The 22,436-nt window shown below is 66.8% G+C and carries 14 protein-coding genes; 4 read left to right on the top strand and 10 right to left on the bottom strand.

The genetic code is table 11. The features are described 5' to 3' along the window. The first annotated feature begins 29 nt into the window (after positions 1–29). The 4 genes from betB (at position 30) to ACSDHM_RS08030 (ending at position 6,219) form a co-directional block, all read left to right on the top strand. A complete protein-coding gene (gene betB / locus ACSDHM_RS08045; RefSeq protein WP_336357402.1) occupies positions 30–1,502 on the top strand; it encodes a betaine-aldehyde dehydrogenase in 1,473 nt (490 codons plus the stop codon). A 101-nt stretch (positions 1,503–1,603) separates the two neighbouring features. Then, positions 1,604–3,286, top strand: a complete 1,683-nt coding sequence (gene betA, locus ACSDHM_RS08040; RefSeq protein WP_072168986.1) for a choline dehydrogenase — start codon at positions 1,604–1,606, stop codon at positions 3,284–3,286. Between the two features lie 222 nt (positions 3,287–3,508). Next, complete coding sequence (locus ACSDHM_RS08035) at positions 3,509–5,185, top strand: long-chain fatty acid--CoA ligase (RefSeq protein ID WP_065177624.1); 1,677 nt, start codon at positions 3,509–3,511, stop codon at positions 5,183–5,185. A gap of 161 nt (positions 5,186–5,346) precedes the next feature. Then, positions 5,347–6,219 (top strand): crotonase/enoyl-CoA hydratase family protein, encoded by an 873-nt coding sequence (locus ACSDHM_RS08030; protein WP_439426847.1) that lies wholly within the window; start codon positions 5,347–5,349, stop codon positions 6,217–6,219. Between the two features lie 70 nt (positions 6,220–6,289). On the opposite strand, the gene ACSDHM_RS08025 is transcribed toward ACSDHM_RS08030, so the two are convergent. The 10 genes from ACSDHM_RS08025 to recJ form a co-directional block, all read right to left on the bottom strand. Further along, positions 6,290–8,464: a response regulator gene (locus tag ACSDHM_RS08025; RefSeq protein ID WP_227837238.1), complete on the bottom strand. Its 2,175-nt coding sequence runs from the start codon at positions 8,462–8,464 to the stop codon at positions 6,290–6,292. After that, positions 8,461–9,606, bottom strand: coding sequence for a response regulator (locus ACSDHM_RS08020; protein WP_049435901.1), 1,146 nt, complete (start codon positions 9,604–9,606; stop codon positions 8,461–8,463). Before ACSDHM_RS08020 ends, ACSDHM_RS08025 begins: the two co-directional genes overlap by 4 nt. 204 nt (positions 9,607–9,810) lie before the next feature. Next, on the bottom strand, positions 9,811–11,322 hold the full coding sequence (gene lysS / locus ACSDHM_RS08015; RefSeq protein WP_072168989.1) for a lysine--tRNA ligase: 1,512 nt from the start codon (positions 11,320–11,322) through the stop codon (positions 9,811–9,813). A 146-nt stretch (positions 11,323–11,468) separates the two neighbouring features. Continuing rightward, a complete protein-coding gene (locus ACSDHM_RS08010; protein WP_439426846.1) occupies positions 11,469–13,109 on the bottom strand; it encodes an acetolactate synthase large subunit in 1,641 nt (546 codons plus the stop codon). A 63-nt stretch (positions 13,110–13,172) separates the two neighbouring features. Further along, positions 13,173–14,558 carry an NAD-dependent succinate-semialdehyde dehydrogenase gene (locus ACSDHM_RS08005; RefSeq protein WP_111007658.1) on the bottom strand — a complete coding sequence of 462 codons (1,386 nt, stop codon included), beginning with the start codon at positions 14,556–14,558 and terminating at the stop codon, positions 13,173–13,175. Between the two features lie 700 nt (positions 14,559–15,258). Continuing rightward, positions 15,259–16,041 carry a helix-turn-helix transcriptional regulator gene (locus ACSDHM_RS08000; RefSeq protein WP_019661470.1) on the bottom strand — a complete coding sequence of 261 codons (783 nt, stop codon included), beginning with the start codon at positions 16,039–16,041 and terminating at the stop codon, positions 15,259–15,261. A gap of 159 nt (positions 16,042–16,200) precedes the next feature. Then, a protein-coding gene (gene prfB, locus ACSDHM_RS07995) for a peptide chain release factor 2 (protein ID WP_111008336.1) occupies positions 16,201–17,326 on the bottom strand; the annotation gives its coding sequence in 2 pieces (ribosomal slippage) (positions 16,201–17,250 and positions 17,252–17,326; 1,125 coding nt in all). Then, positions 17,249–17,497 (bottom strand): hypothetical protein, encoded by a 249-nt coding sequence (locus tag ACSDHM_RS07990; RefSeq protein ID WP_172412160.1) that lies wholly within the window; start codon positions 17,495–17,497, stop codon positions 17,249–17,251. Before ACSDHM_RS07990 ends, prfB begins: the two co-directional genes overlap by 78 nt. Before the next feature lie 78 nt (positions 17,498–17,575). Beyond that, positions 17,576–20,488: a VIT domain-containing protein gene (locus ACSDHM_RS07985; RefSeq protein ID WP_336357218.1), complete on the bottom strand. Its 2,913-nt coding sequence runs from the start codon at positions 20,486–20,488 to the stop codon at positions 17,576–17,578. Positions 20,489–20,631: 143 nt separating this feature from the next. Then, positions 20,632–22,389 carry a single-stranded-DNA-specific exonuclease RecJ gene (gene recJ, locus ACSDHM_RS07980; protein ID WP_439426845.1) on the bottom strand — a complete coding sequence of 586 codons (1,758 nt, stop codon included), beginning with the start codon at positions 22,387–22,389 and terminating at the stop codon, positions 20,632–20,634. Positions 22,390–22,436: the final 47 nt, after the last annotated feature.

Raw genomic sequence — 22,436 nt, 5'->3', positions numbered from 1 at the left:
CACCCGCCCCCTTCCAAGGAGTACGCCCCATGTCCACCCTGCCCGTCCAACAGCTCTACATCCACGGCCAGCGCGTCGATGCCACCAGCGGCAAGACCTTCAAGACCATCAACCCGGCCACCGGCGAGGTGATCGCCGAGGTGCAGGTCGCCAGCCAGGCCGACGTCGAACGCGCCGTGCAGAGCGCAGCCGAAGGCCAGAAGGTGTGGGCCGCGATGACCGCCATGGAGCGCTCGCGCATCCTGCGCCGCGCCGTCGAGCTCCTGCGCGAGCGCAACGACGAACTGGCCCACCTGGAAACCCTGGACACCGGCAAGGCGCTGGCCGAGACCACCACCGTGGACATCGTCACCGGTGCCGACGTGGTCGAGTACTACGCCGGCCTGGCCACCGCCATCGAAGGCATCCAGTTGCCGCTGCGCGAATCGAGCTTCTTCTACACCCGTCGCGAGCCGCTGGGCGTGGTCGCCGGCATCGGTGCCTGGAACTACCCCATCCAGATCGCCATGTGGAAGTCGGCACCGGCGCTGGCCGCGGGCAACGCGATGGTGTTCAAGCCGTCCGAAGTGACCCCGCTGACCGCGATCCGGCTGGCCGAAATCTACACCGAAGCCGGCGTGCCGGCCGGCGTGTTCAACGTCGTGCAGGGCCCGGGCCGCGAGATCGGCCAGTGGCTGACCGAGCACCCGGTGATCGAAAAGATCTCCTTCACCGGTGGCGTCGCCACTGGCAAGAAGGTCATGGCCAGCGCGGCGTCCTCGTCGCTGAAGGAAGTGACCATGGAACTGGGCGGCAAGTCGCCGCTGGTGATCTGCGACGACGCCGACCTGGACCGCGCCGCCGACATCGCGGTGATGGCCAACTTCTTCAGCTCCGGCCAGGTCTGCACCAACGGCACCCGCGTGTTCGTGCCGCGCAGCATGCTGGCCGCATTCGAGGCGGCCGTCGTCGAGCGCGTCAAGCGCATTCGCATCGGCGACCCGATGGCCGCCGAGACCAACTTCGGCCCGCTGACCAGCTTCCCGCATATGGAAAACGTGCTGCGTTACATCGACAGTGGCAAGGCCGAAGGTGCCCGCCTGCTGACCGGCGGCGGCCGTGCCACCGAAGGCGCGCTGGCCAACGGCGCCTACGTGCTGCCGACCGTGTTCTCCGACTGCCGCGATGACATGACCATCGTCAAGGAAGAGATCTTCGGGCCGGTGATGAGCATCCTCGCCTATGACGACGAAGACGAAGTGGTGCGTCGTGCGAACGACACCACCTTCGGCCTCGCCGCCGGCGTGGTCAGCAAGGACATCAGCCGCGCCCACCGCATCATCCATCGCCTGGAAGCCGGCATCTGCTGGATCAACACCTGGGGTGAATCGCCGGCCGAAATGCCGGTCGGTGGCTACAAGGAATCCGGCGTCGGCCGCGAGAACGGTATCTCCACCCTCGGCCACTACACCCGCATCAAGTCGGTGCAGGTCGAGCTGGGCGACTACGCCAGCGTGTTCTGACCGGCGCGCCCCGAGCACGCCCCATCGTCCGGCCTCCGCGCCGATCCGACATTCCGCCGGGACGCCTGCATGCAGCGCGCCCCGGCCTGCAGGAGACACCCATGAGCACCCATAACGAGTACGACTACATCATCATCGGCGCCGGTTCGGCCGGCAACGTGCTGGCGACCCGCCTCACCGAAGATGCCGATGTCAGCGTGCTGCTGCTGGAAGCCGGTGGCCCGGACTACCGGCTCGACTTCCGTACCCAGATGCCGGCGGCGCTGGCCTTCCCGCTGCAGGGCAAGCGCTACAACTGGGCGTACAAGACCGATCCGGAGCCCTTCATGAACAACCGCCGCATGGACTGCGGCCGCGGCAAGGGCCTGGGTGGCTCGTCGCTGATCAACGGCATGTGCTACATCCGCGGCAACGCGATGGACTACGACAACTGGGCCAGCATGCCGGGCCTGGAAGACTGGACCTACCTCGACTGCCTGCCCTACTTCCGCAAGGCCGAAACCCGCGACATCGGCCCCAATGACTACCACGGCGGTGACGGCCCGCTGCGCGTGACCACGCCCAAGGCCGGCAACAACGAACTGTTCGCTGCGATGGTCGAGGCCGGGGTGCAGGCCGGCTACCCGCGCACCGACGACCTCAACGGCTACCAGCAGGAAGGCTTCGGCCCGATGGACCGCACGGTGACCCCGAACGGCCGTCGCTCCAGCACCGCCCGCGGCTACCTGGACCTGGCCAAGCCACGCCCGAACCTGACCATCGTCACCCACGCGCTGACCGACCGCATCCTGTTCTCGGGCAAGCGCGCGGTGGGCGTGCAGTGGCTGCACCACGACCAGCCGCAGCGTGCCACCGCCCGCCGCGAGGTGCTGCTGTGCGGCGGCGCCATCGCCTCGCCGCAGATCCTGCAGCGCTCGGGCGTCGGCCCGGCCGACCTGCTGCGCAGCCTCGACATCGACCTGGTGCACCACCTGCCCGGCGTCGGCGCCAACCTGCAGGATCACCTTGAGATGTACCTGCAGTACGAATGCAAGAAGCCGGTGTCGCTGGCGCCGGCGCTGAAGCTGTACAACCAGCCGGCGATCGGTGCCGAGTGGCTGTTCCTGGGCACCGGCATCGGCGCCAGCAACCAGTTCGAGGCCGGTGGCTTCATCCGCAGCGACGCCGAGTTCGACTGGCCGAACCTGCAGTACCACTTCCTGCCGGTGGCGATCAACTACAACGGCTCCAACCCGATCAAGGCGCACAGCTTCCAGATGCACGTCGGCTCGATGCGCTCGCCCAGCCGTGGCCGCATCCATGTGCGCTCGAAGGACCCGCGCGAACATCCGAGCATCCTGTTCAACTACATGTCGCACGAGCAGGACTGGCGCGAATTCCGCGCGGCGATCCGCATCACCCGCGAGATCTTCGCGCAGCCGGCGCTGGCCCCGTACAGCGGCCGCGAGATCTCGCCGGGCAGTGCACTGCAGACCGACGCGCAGATCGATGCATTCGTGCGCGAGCATGCCGAGACCGCCTACCACCCGTCGTGCTCGAACAAGATGGGCCATGCCGATGACCCGATGGCGGTGGTCGATGGCCAGGGTCGCGTGCACGGCCTGGAAGGCCTCCGCATCGTCGATGCCTCGATCATGCCGCAGGTGGTGACCGGCAACCTCAACGCGCCGACCATCATGATGGCCGAGAAGCTGGCCGACGTGATCCGCGGCCGCACCCCGCTGGCCCGCAGCACTGCGCCGTACTACAAGGCCAACGGCGCACCGGTGCGCAAGCAGGGCTGACGCAAGCGGCCCGGTTGGCGCCACGGTAGTGCCGGCCGCTGGCCGGCACCAACCGGAATCCCGATCGAGCACAGATGCCGGCCAGCGGCCGGCACTACCCAGCAAAGAGGCCCTTCGGGGCCTCTTCGCGTTTTCCCTACGGCGGGGTATGCTGCAATGACCGGCCGTTGTCGATACGCTCAGGGCCGGAACCTAATACATCACGATTCCTGGAGGGGGAATATGAGTCTGGATCGTCCCTGGCTGCAGAGCTATCCGAAAGGCGTTCCCGCCGAGATCGACGTCAACGAGTTCCATTCGGTAGCTTCGGTCTTCGACGCTTCCGTCGCGAAATTCCGCGACCGTCCCGCCTACTCCAGCTTCGGCAAGGTCCTCACCTATGGCGAGACCGACGCGCTGGTCAATCAGTTCGCGGCCTACCTGCTGGGAGAGCTCAAGCTCAAGAAGGGTGACCGCGTCGCCCTGATGATGCCCAACTGCCTGCAGTACCCGGTGGCCACCTTCGGCGTGCTGCGCGCCGGCCTGACCGTGGTCAATGTCAATCCGTTGTACACCGCGCGCGAGCTCAAGCACCAGCTGATCGATGCCGGCGTGACCGCACTGGTGGTGGTCGACAACTTCGGCGACACCGTCGAGCAGGTCATCGCCGATACGCCGGTCAAGCACGTGATCACCACCGGCCTGGGCGACCTGCTTGGCGCCAAGGGCGTGATCGTCAACTTCGTGCTGAAGTACATCAAGAAGATGGTGCCCAACTACCATCTCAAGGGCGCGGTGCGCTTCCGCCAGGCGCTGAAGATCGGCAGCCGCCACAGCCTGCCCCAGGTCGAGATCGACCACGACGACATTGCATTCCTGCAGTACACCGGCGGCACCACCGGCGTGGCCAAGGGCGCGATGCTGACCAACCGCAACCTGATCGCCAACATGCAGCAGGCCTCGGCCTGGATCAGTGCGTCGGGCATCGAGATGGGCAAGGAGTGGATCATCACCGCCCTGCCGCTGTACCACATCTTCGCACTGACCGCGAACGGGCTGGTCTTCATGAAGTTCGGTGGCTGCAACCACCTGATCACCAATCCGCGTGACATGAAGGGCTTCGTCAAGGAGCTCAAGTCGGTGCGCTTCACCGCCATCACCGGCGTCAACACGCTGTTCAATGGCCTGCTCAACACCCCCGGCTTCGACACGGTCGACTTTTCCTCGCTGAAGGTCACCCTGGGCGGCGGCATGGCGGTGCAACGCGCCGTGGCCGAGCGTTGGAAGAAGGTCACCGGGGTGACCCTGGTGGAGGCGTATGGCCTGACCGAGACCTCGCCGGCGGCCTGCATCAACCCGCTCACCCTGACCGAATACAACGGCTCGATCGGCCTGCCGATCCCGTCCACCGATGCCTGCATCAAGGACGACAACAGCGCCATCCTGCCGCTGGGCGAGGTCGGCGAGCTCTGCATCAAGGGCCCGCAGGTGATGAAGGGCTACTGGCAGCGCCCGGAGGAAACCGCCAAGGCGATCGATGCCGACGGCTGGTTGCATACCGGCGACATGGCGAAGATGGACGAACACGGCTTCTTCTACATCGTCGACCGCAAGAAGGACATGATCCTGGTGTCCGGCTTCAACGTGTACCCGAATGAAGTCGAGGACGTGATCGCGATGATGCCGGGCGTGCTGGAAGTGGCCGCGGTCGGCGTGCCGGACGAAAAGTCCGGGGAAGTGGTCAAGGTGGTCATCGTGAAGAAGGACCCGAACCTGACCGCCGAAATGGTCAAGGAGCATGCCCGGGCCAACCTGACCGGCTACAAGCACCCCAAAATCGTTGAATTCCGAAAGGAGCTGCCGAAGACCAATGTCGGCAAGATCCTCCGTCGCGAACTCCGCGATACGCCCGCCCAGTAAGGGTTTGCGGCAATTTGAACGATGCAGGGCCCGGGGCGGAAACGTCCCGGGCCCTTTCGCATGCGACGCCCCTGGGGCGGTGTAGCATCGCCGCGTGTGTGGACCGTTCGGCCCGCCGGCCACCCACCTGACACTGCGGGCCGCATGCCGAGGACCCTTCCATGAGTACCATCGAAAAGCTGCCTTCAAGCGGCTCACCGTTCGCCACCATCCGCACCGAAGACAGCGCCGGCGGCGCTGCCCACTGGCTGTTCATGCACGCCGATGCCGCCACCGGGATCCGCCCCTGCTGCCGCAAGGACATGCTCGACGAGATGTGGAGCTACATGGCGGCCATCACCCGCAGCCCTGCCGAACGCCACAGCGGAACATTGCGGCATTTCGTGCTGGCCTCCGATGCCGTCGCCTACAACCTGGGCGGCGACCTGGACCTGTTCACCCGCCTGATCCGCGAAGGCAACCGCGACCTCCTGCTGAACTATGCCCAGCGCTGCGTGGAGGGCGTGCACCACCTGCACACCGGGTTCGGCGGCGACGTCCGTTCGATCGCGCTGATCCAGGGTGACGCCCTCGGCGGCGGCCTGGAAATGGCCCTGGCCTGCCACACCATCGTCGCCGAGGAAGGCAGCGGACTGGGCCTGCCGGAGGTGCTGTTCGGCCTGTTCCCGGGCATGGGTGCGTACTCCTTCCTGTGCAGGCGCGTGTCCCCCCACCTGGCCGAGAAGATCATCCTCGACGGCCGGGTCTACAGCGCCGAGGAGATGCATGCGATGGGCGTGGTCGACGTGCTGGTGAAGAAGGGCGAAGGCCGGGCGGCGGTGGAAGACCTGATCCGCCAGCAGCAGCGCACACCGCAGTCCTATCTGGCGATGAACGCCGCACGCGCCATCGCCCAGCCGGTCAGCTACGACGAACTGCTGGAGATCACCAAGGTATGGGTCGATTCCGCCCTGGCCCTCGGCGACCGTTCGCTGCGCACCATGGACCGCCTGATCAAGGCCCAGACCCGTCGCGCCAGCCTCGACGCGGCCTGATTCATCCCTCCCCCAGGATGGGTTCAAGCCCGGTTGGCCACCGGGCTTTTTTTATGCACCCTGCCGTGGTTCAACGCGCCTCGCCATCGTCGGCAGCGCCGCGCAGCCGGCGTTCGGCCCGTGCCTCCAGCGCGCGCCGGCCTTCCTTGATCGCCTCCTGCAGGATGCCCAGGCGCTGGCGCCATTCGGTCTTCAGCTGCCAGTCGGCCATCCGCATCAGCTCGCCGGCACGGTTGGACGCGCGCATCAGGCCAAGGTTGCTGGCCACGCCCTTGATCGCGTGGGATTGTTCGCGGAACACATCCCACTGCGTGGCCTCACCGGCCTGCTCGGCCTTGCCCATGCAGCCCGCCACGTCCTCCAGGCATTGGCGGATGAACTCACGTTCGAAGCCCTCGCCCATGCCCAGCGAGGCCAGCTCGTCCAGCACGCTGCTGTCGAGCACCCCATCCTGCAGCGCCATCGGTCGCACCACCGGTGCGGCCATGGTCTTCAGCTGGGCGTTGCTGGCGATCTCGGCCAGGGTATCGAGCAGGCGCACCGCCACCACGGGCTTGGCCAGGAACGCATGCGCCCCAGCCTGGGTACAGCGCTGGATCGCCTCGGGCGTGACATCGGCGCTGAGCACCAGCACCGGCGTGCGCGGTCCGCCGCCGGCCTGCATCACCCGCAACTCCTTCAGCATGTCCAGCCCGCTCATGCCCGGCATGTGCAGGTCGACGATGACCGCGTCGAACTCACTGTCGGCCAGCGCATCCAGCACCGCCTCACCGCCATCCACGCACAGCACGCGATGCCCGGCCTTCTGCAGCAGGCGCTGCAGGACCATGCGGTTGGCCTCGTGGTCGTCGGCCACCAGGATCTGCATGCTGCGCACGCGGGCGCGATGGCGCAGGAACGGGTCGGCAAATGCGATCACGTTGCCGCCCGGCCCCACGTCGTCGTCGCCGGTCAGGCTCGGCACCGCACCCGGCACCTGCGGCTGCGGCGGCGCGAACGGCAACTCGACCCAGAAGTGGCTGCCGCGCGGCGGGTTTTCCAGATAGCCGATGTCACCGTCCATCGCCTCGACCAGGCCCTTGGCGATGGTTGTGCCCAGCCCGGTGCCCTCGTGGCGACGCGCCATGCTGACGTCAGCCTGCTCGAAGGCATCGAACAGCCGCGCACGCATGGCCGGGGCCACGCCGATGCCGGTGTCGAGGATGTCGAAGCGCAGCCGCACCGCGCCACTGGTATCGGCCTGCACCACGCTGACACGGATTTCGACCCGGCCGTGATCGGTGAACTTGACCGCGTTGCCGGCCAGGTTCAGCAGGATCTGCCGCAGGTGCCCGACGTCCCCGCGCACGCGTGGCGGTACACCGTCAGCCACCGTCACCCGGTACTCCAGGCGCTTGGCCTTGGCCTGCGGCAACAGGATCAGCCCGATCGCCTGGATCACGTCGGCCACGGCGAAGTCTTCGGCCACCACGCGCAGCTTGCCGGCCTCGATGGCCGAGATGTCCAGCACTTCCTCCACCAGCGCCAGCAGGCTGCGCGACGACGCCTGGATGGTGTTGAGGCACTCGCGCTGCTCATCGTCCAGGCGCGTGGTCGCCAGCACTTCGGTCATGCCGTTGAGGCCGTTCAACGGCGTGCGGAACTCGTGGCTCATGTTGGCCAGGAAACGGCTCTTGGCCTCGCTGGCACGGCGCGCCTCGGCCATCGCTTCGGTCAGCTGCCGCAGCAGCGTCGAGAAGTACAGCGGCACCGCCGCCAGGCCGAGCCAGAGGCCGATGGCCAGACGGAAATTCTGTTGCCAGTAAGGCGTCAGCAGCACCGTGCAACCGAAGCTCACCATCGCCATCGCCACCGCCACGTACAGGTAGTGGTGGCCGAAGCGCATGCCGTTGCCGACCGTCACCCACATCACCACGATGTAGACCCAGGCCAGGGGCTCGCCCATCTGCACCATGCCGGCAGCGATCAGGCCATAGTCGGCGAGCATGCCCAGCACGCGGCGGGGATCGGAACGCGCCGGCCGCCACAGCAGCCAGCCGAACAACAGCAGCGACAGGCTCAGGCCGGTCAATACGATCGCCAGCACGCCCACGTACTGCGTGTGCGGCAGGTCGTGGCGCGGCGCCGGCAACAGCACGTAGGCCAGGATCAAGCTGATCAGGACAATACGGACGATCTGCTGGCCGTGTTCGCTGTCCTGGCGCTGGGACAGGCGCAGCCGCAGCTGCGACAACAGCCGTTTCACGCGCCCAGCCCCGGGCGCGCGGACGCCATCGAATGCTCGGCGCAGATCTGGTCCAGCTGTTCGCGGCCGCGCAGCAGCGCGTCCACGCATCGGGGATCGAACAGCCGGCCACGCTGGGCGTAGAGATAAGCCAGGGTGGCTTCCATGGTCCATGCTTCCTTGTACGGACGGGGCGAAATCAGGGCGTCGAAAACATCGGCGACAGCCACGATGCGCGCTTCCAGCGGAATCGCATCGCCGACCAGCCCATCAGGATAGCCGCTGCCGTCGTAGCGCTCATGATGACGCAGTGCGATCAACGCGCCAACCTGGATGAAACGATTCTGGCTGCCGCTCAGCAGTTCATGGCCAATCCGCGGGTGCCGGCGCATGATCGCCAGCTCCTCCTCGTTGAGCTTGCCCTGCTTGAGCAGCACCGCATCGGGAATGGCGATCTTGCCCATGTCATGCAGCGGCGCAGCCATTTCGATCAGGCGCACCTCCTCCTCGGGCAGCCCGAGCTGTTCGGCAATCAGGCCGGCCACACGTGCCATGCGCTCCAGGTAGGCGCTGGTGCCGGCATCACGGAACTCGATCGCGCGCGCCAGCCGCGACAGCGTTTCGCGCTCCCGCTCTTCGACCTCATGCATGCTGGCCAGCAGGCGCTGCTCCAGCGACAGCGCCCGTTGCTTCACGTTCTCGGTCTGCTGGCGCAGCTGCAGCAGGTTGTAGCAGCGCGCACGCAGTTCGCGCGGGCGGATCGGCTTGACCAGGAAGTCGATGACGCCGGCTTCCAGTGCCGCCTGGCGGATCGGCTCGTCACCGACCACGGTGATCAGGATCACCGGAATGTCGCGGTGCTTGGGCAGGCGACGGAAACGACGGGCGAACTCCAGCCCATCCATCTCCGGCATACGGTAATCGAGCAGCAGCAGGTCGACCGGATGGGCTTCGCACCAGGCCAATGCGGTCAGCGGATCGCCGAAGTCATACACGCTCAGTTCCGGCGCGATGTCTTCGATGACGTGACGCAGCATCGTCCGGGCGGAAGTCTGGTCATCAACGATGACGATATTCAACGCGTACTCTGCCTGGTTTTTCGACCACGCTGGATCATCAGCAGGCGAGGATACTCTGCCGCTGCGAACGCTCGCACCCTGCATCGGCCTGACTCCCGTGTCATGCGTCCCGATTCATGATCGTCATCACAATGTGAAGCGGACTCCCCACACCGTGCCCTCCCCTGACGCCGATCAAGCCATAACAGGCGTCAAGGTAGTGCAATTACGATACGCCGAGTGCGGGACGCGTCAATCGCGCCGTCTCGTTTCGGGACGGCGCGCACAATCGGGAGTCAAAAACGCGACTTACTGCTCCGGACGCATGTACGGGAACAGCAGCACATCGCGGATCGAGCTGCTGCCGGTCAGCAGCATCACCAGACGATCGACGCCGATGCCGAGGCCGCCGGTCGGGGCCATGCCGTACTCCAGCGCACGGATGTAGTCGGCGTCGTAGTGCATGGCCTCATCGTCGCCACCTTCCTTCGCGGCCACCTGGGCCTGGAAGCGCTGGGCCTGGTCTTCCGGGTCGTTCAACTCGGAGAAGCCATTGGCCAGCTCCTTGCCGTTGACGAACAGCTCGAAGCGGTCGGTGTAGCCCGGATCATTGTCGTTGGCACGGGCCAGCGGCGAGACTTCCACCGGATGGTCGGTGATGAAGGTCGGCTGGATCAGGGTGTGCTCGACGGTGGCCTCGAAGATCTCAAGCAGCAGCTTGCCCCAGCCGTAGGACGGCTTGACGCGGATGTTCAAGCGCTCGCAATGGCGCAGCAGCGCGTCACGGTCGGTGCAGTCGGCAACCGAGATTTCCGGGTTGTGGTGGCGCACGGCTTCGTCCATGCGCCAGCGGCGGAACGCCGGGCCCAGGTCGATCTTCGCTCCGTCCCACTCGACCTCGGTGCTGCCGTTGACCGTCCTGGCCACGTCACGGATCACGCCTTCGGTCAGGTCCATGATCTCGTTGTACGTGGCATAGGCCTCGTACAGCTCCATCATGGTGAATTCCGGATTGTGGCGGGTGCTGACGCCTTCGTTGCGGAAGTTGCGGTTGATCTCGTACACGCGCTCCAGGCCGCCCACGGTCAGGCGCTTGAGGTACAGCTCCGGCGCCACGCGCAGGTACAGGTCCAGGTCCAGCGCGTTGTGGTGGGTGGTGAACGGCTTGGCCGCCGCGCCGCCGGGGATGTAGTGCATCATCGGCGTTTCGACTTCCAGGAAGTCGCGGTTGTCCAGCCACGCACGCATGGCGCGGATGATCTTCGAGCGCTTGATGAAGACCGCGCGCGACTCCGGGGTGACGATCAGGTCGACGTAACGCTGGCGGTAACGCTGCTCGACGTCGGCCAGGCCATGCCACTTGTCCGGCAACGGACGCAGCGACTTGGTCAGCAGGCGGATCGACTCGGCCTTGACCGACAGCTCGCCGGTCTTGGTCCGGGTCAGGCCGCCTTCGACGGCGATGATGTCGCCCACGTCCCAGCCCTTGAACGCGGTGTAGGCATCGCCCAGCACGGCCCCCTGCAGGAACAGCTGGATGCGGCCGGACTCGTCCTGGATCTGCGCGAAGCTCGCCTTGCCCATGATGCGCTTGGCCATCAGGCGGCCGGCCATCTTCACCTGGCGGCCGTTGCCTTCCAGCGCCTCGGCGGTCCACTGCTCGGCATCGGCGAATTCTTCCTGCAGGCGGCCGGCGAAGTCCTCACGACGGAAATCGTTCGGGTACGCGATGCCCTGCCCACGCAGCGCTTTGAGTTTCTCACGGCGCTCGGCGATCAACTTGTTCTCGTCGACGGGGGGGGTATCGGTAGCTTCGCTCATGGATCTGCGGGAATCGTGTAGTGAGGGGGATCTTGCGCCCGGCGCGGCCGGCTCCACAGCATACCAAAACCGCCCTGCCCCGGCCTGGAGAGGGGTCAGATCCCTTTGCGCTGCAAAGGGATCTGACCCCATCAGCGGATCGGCGCCTACGCGTTCCCGGGGAACGCCTGCCGCAGCTCGTCCACCAGCACCCGCTGGTTCTCCGAGTAGTCGACCGGTACGGACACCAGGTGCACCCCGCCCTCGTTGAATGCCGCCTGCAGGGTCGGGATGAACTGCTCGATGGCGGTCACCTCATGCCCCTTGCAGCCATAGGCCTCGGCGTACTTCACGAAATCCGGGTTGCTGAAAGTCATGCCGTAGTCGGTGAAGCCATCCACCGCCTGCTTCCAGCGGATCATGCCGTAGGCGCCGTCGTTGAGGATCAGCACCACCAGGTTGAGCCCCAGCCGGCGCGCCGTCTCCAGCTCCTGGCTGTTCATCATGAAACCACCATCGCCACACACCGCCAGCACCCGGCGCTGTGGATACAGGATCGAGGCCATGATCGCCGATGGCAGGCCCGCGCCCATGGTCGCCAGCGCGTTATCCAGCAGCAATGTGTTGGCCACCTGGGTACGGTAGTTGCGAGCGAACCAGATCTTGTACATGCCGTTGTCCAGCGCCACGATGCCGTCCGGCGGCATCACCTGGCGCACGTCGTGCACCAGCCGCTGCGGGGTGAAACGGGCCTCCTCGGCACGGTCGGCCAGATGCTCGAGGATGGTCGCGCGCAGCGGCAGCAGCGCGGCGGCATTCGGCACCCCGCCTTCGATGCGGTCGGCCAGCTGGGTCAGCGAACGGCCGATGTCGCCGATCACCTCCACCTGCGGGAAGTACACCTGTTCCACCGCCGCCTGCGAGTAACCGATATGGATCACAGTCGGCCCGCCCGGGCGCATCACGAACGGCGGCTTCTCGGTGACCTCGTGGCCGATGGTCACGATCACGTCGGCCTGGTCGATCGCCATGTGCACGTAATCGCGCTCGGTGAGCGCTGCGGTGCCCATGTACAGGCCCGAGCCGCCGGCCACCGCGCCCTTGCCCATCTGCGTGGTGAAGAACGGAATACCGGCGCGCAGCACGAACGCCGACAGCGCCTCGCTGGACTGCGGCCGCGACGCCGCCGAAGCGATCATCAGCAGCGGTCGCTTTGCACTGCGGATGGTCTCTGCCGCCCGATCCAACGCTTCCGGACTGGCGATGGAACGATCCACCGCGTGCGGCGGAACCAGCGCCACGCCTTCGACCTCATCGGCGGCGATGTCTTCGGGCAGCTCCAGCAGCACTGGGCCCGGCCGCTCTTCCTGGGCGACACGGAACGCCTCGCGGACGATGGTCGGGATCGTGCGCGCCGAGACGATCTGCCGTGCCTGCTTGGTCAACGGCTTCATCGTGCCGACGATGTCGACGATCTGGAAGCGCGCCTGCTTGCTGGCGACGATGCCCTTCTGGCCAGTGATCATGATCACCGGCCACGCACCGAGCAGCGCATAGGCGGCGCCGGTGGTGAAGTTGAGCGCGCCCGGACCGAGCGTGGCCAGGCACACGCCGGGCTTGCCGGTCAGGCGGCCATAGGTGGCGGCCATGAACACCGCTGCCTGCTCGTGGCGGGTGATGACCAGCTCGATGCTGGAATGACGAAGCGACTCGACCACGTCGAGGTTTTCCTCGCCGGGGATACCGAAAATGCGCTCGACGCCTTCGTTCTCAAGCGCGGCGACAAGCAGATCTGAACCCTTGGACATTGGAATGCCGTCCTTTTCGCTGGACTGATGGTGGATCGTTGCAGGAAGGAGGGAAGCTGCGCGTCAACGCTTGTCGAACCACACCGTCTGCGCGTTGACGAATTCGCGGATGCCGAAGTGCGAGAGCTCACGACCGAAGCCGCTCTTTTTTACGCCGCCGATCGGCACGCGCGGGTCTGAAGCGGAGAAGCCGTTGACGAACACGCCGCCGGTCTGCAGCCGGCGCGCCAGCTGCATGGCCCGCGCGCGGTCGCCGGTCCACAGGTTGCCGCTCAGGCCGAATTCGCTCTGGTTGGCCAGTTCCACCGCATGGTCGGCGTCGCGGGCGCGACTGATCGAGGCCACCGGCCCGAAGGTCTCGGTATCGAAGGCCTGCATGCCTGGCTCCACGTCGGCCAGCACGGTGGGTGCATAGAAGGCTCCCGGGCGATCCAGCGGGTGGCCGCCAACCAGCAGCCGCGCACCGGCCTCCACCGAAGCCCGTACCTGCGCATCGAGCTGCTCCAGCAGGTCCTGGCGCGCCATCGGGCCGATACGGTTGGCCGGGTCGCGGCCATCGCCGATGGTCAGTGCCTGCACCTTCTGGCAGAACTGCGCCACGAAACGATCGTAGATCGCGTCTTCGACGATGATGCGCTTTCCGGCGATGCAGACCTGCCCGGTGTTCTGGAAGCGCGAGGCTACCGCCGCATCAACGGCGGCGTCCAGATCGGCGTCGGCCAGTACGATGAACGGATCCGAGCCCCCCAGCTCCAGCACCACCCTCTTCAGCGCCTGCCCGGCCTGGGCGGCGATGCTGCGGCCTGCGGCCACGCTGCCGGTCAGGGTCACTGCGGCGATGCGATCATCGGCGATCGCGCGGCTGGTGCCCTCGCGGCTGATGTTGGCGGCGATGAAGGTGCCTTCCGGCAGGCCGGCATCGCGCCAGGCCGCGTCGAGCAGCTGCGCGGTACCGACGATGTTCTCGGCCGGCTTCAGCAGGAAGCCGTTGCCGCCCATCAGGATCGGCACCGCCGCACGCATCACCTGCCAGTACGGGAAGTTCCACGGCATGATGCCCAGCACCACGCCCAGCGGCAGGTAGGACACGTAGGCCTTGTCGTCGGGCACCTGGGTCGGTTCGTCGCGCAGGAACTGCGCGCCGTGGTCAGCGTACCAGTCGCACAGCACGGCACACTTCTCGATCTCGGCCAGCGATTCGGCCTGTACCTTGCCCATCTCGGCGGTAGCCAGCGCGGCCAGCTTTTCGCGGTCACGCCGCAGTACGGCGGCCATCGCACGCAGTACGTCTGCGCGCTGTTCGAGGCTCTTGACGCTCCAGGCCGCAAAGCCGACCTGGCCGCGATCGAGGATTGTTTCCAGCTCGGCATCGGTGGCGAAGGGATGGCTGGCGATCTGCTGGCCGGTGGCCGGATCGCGGGAAATGGCGGTGGTGGGGGCAGCGGACATGCAGGGCTCCTGTTGTCTCGGCAACGGGCAGCGGCCCGTCTTCTGCACAGGAATGTGGACCCGATTGGCGGAGGCAACAAGGCGTCTGCTTATCCTGTGACCTGCACTTACCTGTGTGAATGGGGTTATCGGCAGGGCTGCGCCCTGCACCCGCAGAGGCTTCAAGCCAAGCCGAGGCAACGGCAACGGCAACGGCAGAAGCTGGCATTCCGTGGGTTGGCGGGGTGGGTCCGGTTGAGGGGGACGCTGCAAGTACATCCATGTAAGCTCGGTCGCCGCATCCATGCGGCTCACGCCCCCGCAACCGGACCCACCCCACCTTCGACAGAGTTCTGCGATCTGTCGGGACGGCGCTCTGCGTTGCTGTTGGTGGGTGTCGACCTTGGTCGACACAGTAGATCCACGCCATGCGTGGATGACTCATTCGATATCTGAGAGAAAAATCGTGTCGACCAAGCTCGGCACCTACCAACAGCCGCGCGGAACAAAGCCGCAGTTGCCAACAGCCGCGTGAACCTGTCGAAGGCGGGGCGATGTCGGAGTGCGGGGTGTCAGCCGCATGGATGCGGCTGCCAAGCCTACACGGACGTACTTGCGGCGTCCCCGCACTCCGACACCGCCCCGCCAAACCACGGAATCCAGCTCTGGCTCTGGCCGTTGCGTTGAGCAGGTGCAGGGCTGCAAGCCCTGCCGTAAACCCCTACTTTCGCGGCAGGTAGGTCACCAGTGACAGGTCGTGCCGGCTCTCCGGCACCAGCGCCACGTACTGCAGGTCCAGCAACCCCCGCGTGGGATGGTTGAGCTTCTTCGCACCTTCATCGAACCGACGCACGTCGTGCTCCGGCCACCATTGGCGAAACTCTTCGCTGTGCGCGGCGATGTCTTCCACCAGCGCCAGGAACGGGGCCTTGTCCGGGGCCTGCGCCATCGCCGCGCGGAAGCCCGCCAGCAGCCCGCGGGTCATTTCTTCCCAGTTGAGGATCAGCGTGCGGTACGGCGGGTACAGGAACATCAGCCGCAGCGTGTTGCGCTCATGCGGCGCCAGCTGACTGTAGTCCACGAAAAGATCGGCGATGGCCGGGTTCCAGGCCAGGATGTCGAAGCGGGTATTGCGTACGTAGGCCGGGATCGGCTGCATCGCCTCCACCAGCTGGCGCAGGCCGTCGGTCACGCTCTCGTCCGGCGATTCCAGCGGCACGCCGTAGCCGGACAGCGCGAACGCGTAGGCGCGTTCGTCGTCACTCATGCGCAGCACCTGTGCCAGGCGCTCAAGCACTTCGGGAGAGGCGCGCACTTCACGCCCCTGCTCGATCCAGGTGTACCAGCTGACGCTGACCCCGATCGCCAGCGCCACTTCCTCGCGCTTCAGGCCCGGGGTGCGCCGGCGCCCGGCCGGGAGGCCGAGCGTGGCAGGGTCGACACGGGCGCGGCAGGCCTTGAGGAAGCCGCCGAGTTCCTTGCGTTCACTTTCGCTGCGCATCATCGGCCCGTCCTACCCTTTGTAGTTGTAGCGTTGAGCCATGCTCGACGCGTCTGCTACTGCGCCAACAGCAGCCGAGCATGGGCTCGGCTCTACCGGAAGCGTGATCAGCCACCCTCGGCGTTGCGCACGAGGGTGACGAAATACGCGCAGGCGCGTCGATCAGGCATCGGCGCGCTTGGAGCCCACGGCCAAACCGGCCTTCAGGCTGGCCTCGACGAACTCGTCCAGGTCGCCGTCCAGCACCTTCTGCGTATCTGAACGCTCGATGCCGGTACGCAGGTCCTTGATACGGCTCTGGTCCAGCACGTAGTTGCGGATCTGGCTGCCCCAGCCAATGTCGGACTTGGTGGCTTCCACCGCGTCCTTCTCGGCGTTGCGCTTCTGGATCTCCAGTTCATACAGCTTGGCGGCCAGCATCTTCATCGCGTTGTCGCGGTTCTGGTGCTGGCTGCGGCCGGTCTGGCAGGCCACAACGATGTTGGTCGGGATGTGGGTGATACGCACCGCCGACTCGGTCTTGTTCACGTGCTGACCACCGGCACCGGACGAACGGTACACGTCGGTACGCAGGTCGGCCGGGTTGATGGTGATGTCGATGTTGTCATCGATTTCCGGCGACACGAACACCGAGGTGAAGCTGGTGTGGCGGCGGTTGTCCGAGTCGAACGGCGACTTGCGCACCAGGCGGTGGACGCCGGTCTCGGTCTTCAGCCAGCCGTAGGCATAGTCGCCTTCCACGCGCAGCGTGGCCGACTTGATGCCGGCGACGTCGCCACCGGAGACTTCCATCAGTTCGGTCTTCCAGCCGCGCGACTCGCACCAGCGCAGGTACATGCGCAGCAGGATCTCGGCCCAGTCCTGGGCTTCGGTGCCACCGGCACCGGCCTGGATATCGACGAACGCGGCCGCATTGTCCATCTCGCCGGAGAACATGCGCTGGAACTCCAGCTTCTCCACGTGCGCCTGGTGCTTGTCGAGGTCGGCGACCACCGCCAGTGCGGTCTCCTCGTCCTGCTCGGACTCGGCCAGCTCCAGCAGTTCAGTGGCGTCGTTCAGGCCATCGAGCACCGAGGCGATGCCGCCCACGGTCTTTTCCAGGCTGGAACGCTCGCGGCCCAGGTTCTGGGCGTACTCGGCGTTGTTCCAGACGTCGGGGCTTTCCAGCTCCCGCGTTACTTCTTCAAGACGCTCTTTCTTGGCGTCGTAGTCAAAGATACCCCCGAAGCGACAGCACGCGATCGGTCAGATCGGTGATGCGCTGGCGGACAGGATTCAGTTCGATCATGTCGGCGGTTATGCATTCAAAAGATGACTGGTAATGATACCGCAGGCCGGGGATGCCCGGAATGAGGGCCTGGGCCTGCGCCGGGGCTCCAGCATGATGCACTGGCGCTGCATTCAGGCAGGCGATGCCCGCCTTGGCGCGGGGAGCCGGCCGGGCCGCGGCCGACCCCACACAGGACCTCCTTGCCCAGAGCGGCGTCGACGAGGGTCTTCCTTGGCCCACCCTCGGACGGCCACTTGGGGCAGTTGACTACTTCACCTCGAAATCACCCACCAGCACGGTCTCAGCACGGTCCTTCAGCCGCATCGTCACCATCTGATCCTTCTGCTTCGGCGTGCCCCAGTGGGTGGTCAGCCGCAGCATCAGGGTTGTCGCACCGGTCACCAGCTGTTGGCGGCTGCCAAAGTAGTTCGCCTCCACCTTGTACTTGCCCGGCTTGGCGTTGCGCAGCGAGAACTGCTCGGGGCCATAGCCGCCGGTGAAGTCCTGCGACATCTGCCCGCCCTGGTAGGTCATCCGGTTGCCGTAGTAGGCGCGCTCGCCGTTCGGGTCGGTCACCCACAGGTCCATGTCGCTGTTGTCGGCGTCCCACGACAGCACCACGCGCAGGTCCAGCGGCATCGCCTGCAACAGGCGCGGGTCGATGCCGGTGGTATCCAGCCGGGGCGTGCTGCCGGCCACCAGGTTGGTCAGCTCATCCAGCGCGATCAGGGCGATGCCATCGAAGCGGCTGTCCCACGGCCGCACCACCACCTGGTACAGCGGCGCCAGTGCCTGCTGTGGCTTGCCGGCCGCTGCCAGCGCCAAGCCCAGGTCGCGGAAGCTCTGCGGTTCTTCCTGGCCCATCGCCAGCACCTGCTCGAACACCGGCACCGCCAGTGCGGGAGCATCGGCCTGCATCAGTCGGTAACCGAGCACGCGCAGCAGGTGGCGGTTGTCCAGATCCATTTCGGCCAGGTTCGACAGCACCCGCAGTGCCAGCTCGCGCTGGCCCTGCTCCAGCAGCAGGTCGGCCACATCGAGGAAGAAGGCGCTGCTGTCGGCGTGGGCATCGCGCTCGGCCAGATAGCGGTCATAAAGCTGCGATGGCGGCCCCTGGCGCAGGCGCCGGGCGACGGCCGAGTCCGGCTGCCAGGCCGCCAGCTGGATGCCGAGCTGGCCATCGTTGGCGGCTGCAGCGGCATCGACCGAGCCGCCGGTGACCACAATCGAATCCAGTGCATTCTCCGACGCGGGCGCCGGACGACGCGCGCGTGCGCTGCTGGCCTGCATGCGCTGTTCTGCCGCCGCGGCCATCGGTGCAGGCGCGGGCGGTGCCGCGGGCGCCGGTGCGACGAGCATCGCCATCGGCGCTGACTCGGCAGGATAGTCGGCCGAAGCAACGTCCAGCGCTGCTTCCCTGGCCCGCGGCGGCGCACCCTTCGGCCAGCTGCGGTTCCACCACTGCTGGCGCTCCTTCCAGCGGGCGGCCACTTCATCCAGGCGCTGGCGATCAGCAGCGGCGCGATCCCTGACCTGCACTGCAAACCTGGCGTCGTACTCCGCGCGCAGCGTGTCCGAAGGGCGGATCGCATAGCGCAGGTAGTCCTCCAACGTCTCCAGCACGATCAGCGAGGTATCCGGCCCCACCAGGCCAAACTGCTGGGACAGGCGCTGCATCGCCTCGCGGTTGCCACGGCGGTCGGCGGCCAGCTGCTGCAGGCGCGCCTGCGCCCACAGGCCGGACAGCAGCTCTCCGTCGTCGCTCTTCTGCGTGGCGGGCAGCGCCTGCCATTCGCCGCCACCCACGCGCACCCGCATCGGCACACCGTCGGCCGCCAGTCGTGCATGCAGCCACAGCCAGCCCTGGGCTTCACTGCGACGATCGATCACCACGTCCTGCACGCCGCGCCCCGCATCGACCTGCACATCCAGCGGCGACGACAGCAGCGCGCGCGCCGCCGAATCGACATCCTTGCCCAGCGCAACGAAGCGACCGCCATGCGCCTCACTCCAACCACGCAGCCGCACGGCATCAGTGCGCGCACCGGCACTGCTGATCGCAAACAGGCGCTGATCCGACGCCATCGCCGGCAGCTGTTCCGGCCCATAGGTCAGCAGGCCATCGCTGACCAGCAGGTATTCCTTCACGCCCGGCTGCGGCTGCCACTGTGCCAGCGCGCTGGCACCGTCCGGGCGCACGGCCTGCAGGGCTGCGCGCAGTTCACTCCAGTTGCCGGCGCGGATGCGGAAGCGACGCACCGGCTCGGCGCGATCGCGCAGCACGGTCAAGGCCACGGTGCCGTCACCCAGCGCGGCGAAATAGCGATCCAGCAGGGCGAACTCGCGCGTGCGTTCGCGCTGTCCCGCCGAACCGGAGCCGTCCCACAGCAGGCCGATTTCGCTCGGCAGTCTGCGCGGCGTGCTGCTGGCCGCCACCGGCAGCTGCGCCAGTAGATAGTGGCCATCCTGCCAGGGCGCCACCTGCACCTGTGCCTGGCGGGTCGCCGGCAGATCCCACTGCAGCTGCTTCGGCAGCTGCGCCCCCTCGCCCTGCCACTGCAGCTGGCCCGCGCTGATGCGGAATGGCGCCGTACCTGCGGTGGTCGTGCCAGGTGCCTGCAGTTTCAGTTCAACCGAGGCTGCACCGGCGGCAAACTGCAGCGGCAGCGTCCACTGCCAGCCTTGGCCGGCGAAGGCCAATGGCTCGCGGATCACCAGCTGCACGCGCCGGCTACCACCGGCCGGCAGCGGGTAGATGCGCAGCCGGAACTGATTGCCGGCGGTCTGTTCCAGCAGGCCCGGGTCAACGCCGCGGCGGGCAATCTCCTCGAACACCTGGCGGCCGCGGTCCTTCGGCACCGGCACCGCGTCACGCATCTCGCCGTTGATATCCAGCGCGAAGCCGCTGATCTGCTGGCCCTCGGCCAGCGGGAACTGCAGCTCGCCCTCCAGCACGCGCCGGTTCGGGTTGTGGAATTCCAGGGTGATCCGGGTCTGGGCGATGCCGGCCTGGATCTCGCCCTCGATGCGGGCGTGTTGCAGTTGGACCGCCTGCTCAGCCGCCGGCGCGATCAGCAGCGGGGTGGCGGCCTGCGGCCGGGAGATCGGCGGCGACTGTGCGCCAGCGGGCCAGGCCGCAAGGGCCAGCAACAACACGGTGCAGCAACGGGCGAAGACCATGACCGGACTCCAGTGGGATCGTGGATCGTTGAACGCACCAGCAGCCGTAACGGGGTTGGGAGACCCAAAAAGGGGACGGAGGGGATTAAGTCGCAACTGGCAAACAAGGCACAAGCGACTTAATCCCCTCCGTCCCCTTTTTCTCAGGCGGGCAGGCAGTGCTCGACGATCAGCTGGATGGCGCTGCCGCCGCGATAGTCGTCGCAGGCGAGCCGATAGGCGAGATGCACGTGGCGACTCGGCGCGTTGCCGTGCCAGCCGCCGAAATGGATGGCGTTGATGGTGCCGGGTACGCCGGGCAGGCGCAGTTCCAGCTTCAGGTGACGCTCCTTCAAAACGCGCCAGTTGGCTACTTCAAAGTGGCCGTCGAACAGGGGCTCGGGGAAACCCTGGCCCCACGGGCCGGCCAGGCGCAACGCATCGGCGTGGCGATGGTCCAGCTCGTCCGCCGCCAGCTCGCCGTCACTTAGCACCTGCTGCTGCAGTGCCGCCGGATCGAGCATCTCCAGCACCACCGCGACGAAGGCGGCCTTGAAGTCATCAACGTGGTCACGCCGCAGGCTGAGCCCAGCCGCCATGGCGTGGCCGCCGAAGCGTTCGATCAGGCCCGGATGGCGCGCATCGACCAGCGCCAGGGCGTCACGGATGTGCAGCCCGGGAATCGAGCGCGCAGACCCGCGCAGGGTATCGGCGCCGGGTTCGGCCGGGGCGAAGGCGATCACCGGGCGATGCAGGCGATCCTTCATCTTCGAAGCGACCAGGCCGACCACACCGGGATGCCAGTCGGCATCAAACAGGCAGGCGGCCACCGGTCGCTGACCGGCCATGTCCAGCACTACCCGGGTCAATGCCTGCTCGGCGTCATCGGTCATCGACTGCTGCACCGTGCGGCGGTCTGAGTTGATCTGCTCCAGCGTCTGCGCGATCTCGCGCGCCTGGCGCGGGTCTTCGGTCAACAGCAGCGCGATGCCCAGCGCCATGTCTTCCAGCCGGCCTGCGGCATTCAGGCGCGGGCCGAGTGCGAAGCCGATGTCGGTGGCAGTGAGCCGCGCGGCATCACGGCCGCTGGCTTCGATCAGCGCACGCAGGCCGACACAGCCCTGCCCTGCGCGCAGACGGCGCAAGCCTGCGCTGACCAGCGCACGGTTGTTCGGGTCCAGCGCTACCAGGTCCGCAACGGTGCCCACCGCCACCAGATCCAGCAGCGTGGTGAGGTCTGGCCCCTTGCCATCGGCAAAGACACCGGCCTCGCGCATCTGCCGGCGCAGCGCCATCAGCACGTAGAAGATCACGCCGACGCCGGCCAGTGACTTGCTGGGGAAGGCATCACCGTCGAGATTGGGATCGACGATGACATCGGCCGGCGGCAACTGCGGCCCGGGCAGGTGATGGTCGGTGACCAGCACCTGCCAGCCGCGCGCCTTGGCCGCGGTCACGCCCGCATGGCAGGCGATGCCGTGATCGACGGTCACCAGCAGGTCCGGCTGCAGCGCGGCCAGCTCCTCCACCAGCGACGGCGACAGGCCATAGCCATGCACCATGCGGTTCGGTACCGCGTGGAAGACGTGTTGCGCGCCGAGCATGCGCAGGCCACGCACGCCGACCGCACAGGCGGTGGCGCCATCGCAATCGAAATCGCCAACCACCAGGATGCGCTTGTCGTTGGCGATGGCCTCGATCAGCAGGCCCACTGCATCATCGATACCGGTCAGCAGCTCGGGCGCGTGGAGGCTGCCCAGTTTCGGCAGCGCCAGCTCTGGTGTACCCGCACCGCGGCTGGCATAGAGTCGCGCCAGCAATGGCAGCGTGCCCTCTGGCCAGCTGCCGGGCACGACCGCATCGCGGCGGCGGATCAGCGGTATATCAGAGGGCGGCTGCGCAGCATCGGCGGCAAGGGACATCGGCATCGCCGGTTACAAAAGACCCGCACATCATAACGTGCACCGCT

Source organism: Stenotrophomonas sp. T8 (assembly GCF_051853085.1).
Taxonomy (GTDB): Bacteria; Pseudomonadota; Gammaproteobacteria; order Xanthomonadales; family Xanthomonadaceae; genus Stenotrophomonas; species Stenotrophomonas sepilia.
The sequence above is the reverse complement of the archived record's forward strand: the minus strand, read 5'-3'. Positions and strand labels throughout refer to the sequence as shown.

Excerpts from the sequence above, each read along its gene's own strand:
- betB (WP_336357402.1), top strand. The coding sequence starts at position 30 with ATGTCCACCCTGCCCGTCCAACAGCTCTACATCCACGGCCAGCGCGTC.
- betA (WP_072168986.1), top strand. The coding sequence starts at position 1,604 with ATGAGCACCCATAACGAGTACGACTACATCATCATCGGCGCCGGTTCG.
- ACSDHM_RS08035 (WP_065177624.1), top strand. The coding sequence starts at position 3,509 with ATGAGTCTGGATCGTCCCTGGCTGCAGAGCTATCCGAAAGGCGTTCCC.
- ACSDHM_RS08030 (WP_439426847.1), top strand. The coding sequence starts at position 5,347 with ATGAGTACCATCGAAAAGCTGCCTTCAAGCGGCTCACCGTTCGCCACC.
- ACSDHM_RS08020 (WP_049435901.1), bottom strand. The coding sequence starts at position 9,606 with ATGCAGGGTGCGAGCGTTCGCAGCGGCAGAGTATCCTCGCCTGCTGAT.
- lysS (WP_072168989.1), bottom strand. The coding sequence starts at position 11,322 with ATGAGCGAAGCTACCGATACCCCCCCCGTCGACGAGAACAAGTTGATC.
- ACSDHM_RS08010 (WP_439426846.1), bottom strand. The coding sequence starts at position 13,109 with ATGTCCAAGGGTTCAGATCTGCTTGTCGCCGCGCTTGAGAACGAAGGC.
- ACSDHM_RS08005 (WP_111007658.1), bottom strand. The coding sequence starts at position 14,558 with ATGTCCGCTGCCCCCACCACCGCCATTTCCCGCGATCCGGCCACCGGC.
- ACSDHM_RS08000 (WP_019661470.1), bottom strand. The coding sequence starts at position 16,041 with ATGATGCGCAGCGAAAGTGAACGCAAGGAACTCGGCGGCTTCCTCAAG.
- ACSDHM_RS07985 (WP_336357218.1), bottom strand. The coding sequence starts at position 20,488 with ATGGTCTTCGCCCGTTGCTGCACCGTGTTGTTGCTGGCCCTTGCGGCC.
- recJ (WP_439426845.1), bottom strand. The coding sequence starts at position 22,389 with ATGTCCCTTGCCGCCGATGCTGCGCAGCCGCCCTCTGATATACCGCTG.